The 1,502-nt window shown below is 50.4% G+C and carries 1 rRNA gene; it reads right to left on the minus strand.

What is annotated here, in order from left to right:
• Window positions 1–1,502 (minus strand): 23S ribosomal RNA (locus L2712_RS19050); the annotation flags it as partial.

Here is a 1,502-nt window from a genome sequence, read left to right on the forward strand (position 1 = left end):
TCAACTCTCAGTATTAGGTACCCGGATTTGCCTAAGTACCCTACCTACAGTCTTAAACGCGGACAACCAACGCCGCGCTAGCCTAGCCTTCTCCGTCTCTCCATCGCAGTTAGCAGAAGTACGGGAATATTAACCCGTTTCCCATCGACTACGCCTTTCGGCCTCGCCTTAGGGGTCGACTTACCCTGCCCCGATTAACGTTGGACAGGAACCCTTGGTCTTTCGGCGTGGAGGTTTTTCACCCCCATTATCGTTACTCATGTCAGCATTCGCACTTCTGATACCTCCAGCGTGGGTTACCCCTTCACCTTCAACGGCTTACAGAACGCTCCTCTACCGCACTAGCGCAAGCGCTAGTACCCATAGCTTCGGTGTATTGCTTAGCCCCGTTAAATCTTCCGCGCAGGCCGACTCGACTAGTGAGCTATTACGCTTTCTTTAAATGATGGCTGCTTCTAAGCCAACATCCTAGCTGTCTAAGCCTTCCCACATCGTTTCCCACTTAGCAATAACTTTGGGACCTTAGCTGATGGTCTGGGTTGTTTCCCTTTTCACGACGGACGTTAGCACCCGCCGTGTGTCTCCCGAGTAGTACTCATTGGTATTCGGAGTTTGCAAAGGGTTGGTAAGTCGGGATGACCCCCTAGCCTTAACAGTGCTCTACCCCCAATGGTATTCGCTCGAGGCGCTACCTAAATAGCTTTCGAGGAGAACCAGATATCTCCCGGTTTGATTGGCCTTTCACCCCCAGCCACAAGTCATCACCGCATTTTTCAACATACGTGTGTTCGGTCCTCCAGTTGATGTTACTCAACCTTCAACCTGCCCATGGCTAGATCACCGGGTTTCGGGTCTACACCTTGCAACTAAACGCGCAGTTAACACTCGGTTTCCCTACGGCTCCGCTATTCGCTTAACCTCGCTACAAAATGTAAGTCGCTGACCCATTATACAAAAGGTACGCAGTCACGGTCTCAAGAACCGCTCCCACTGCTTGTACGTATACGGTTTCAGGTTCTATTTCACTCCCCTCACAGGGGTTCTTTTCGCCTTTCCCTCACGGTACTGGTTCACTATCGGTCAGTCAGGAGTATTTAGCCTTGGAGGATGGTCCCCCCATATTCGAACAAGATATCACGTGTCCCGTCCTACTCGTTTTCACCTAAAGTTAGTTTTCATGTACGGGGCTATCACCCTGTATCGCTGTGCTTTCCAACACATTCCACTAACACCCTCTAGGCTTAAGGGCTAATCCCCGTTCGCTCGCCGCTACTAGGGGAATCTCGGTTGATTTCTTTTCCTAAGGGTACTTAGATGTTTCAGTTCCCCTCGTTCGCCTCATTAAGCTATGTATTCACTTAATGATGACAGCTTATGCTGCCGGGTTTCCCCATTCGGACATCGTTAGCTCAAATGCTTGTTACTAGCTCGCCAACGCTTTTCGCAAGTTACTACGTCCTTCATCGCCTCTGACTGCCAAGGCATCCACCGTATACGCTTAG

Source organism: Shewanella marisflavi, assembly GCF_023283925.1.
Classification (GTDB): domain Bacteria; phylum Pseudomonadota; class Gammaproteobacteria; order Enterobacterales; family Shewanellaceae; genus Shewanella; species Shewanella marisflavi.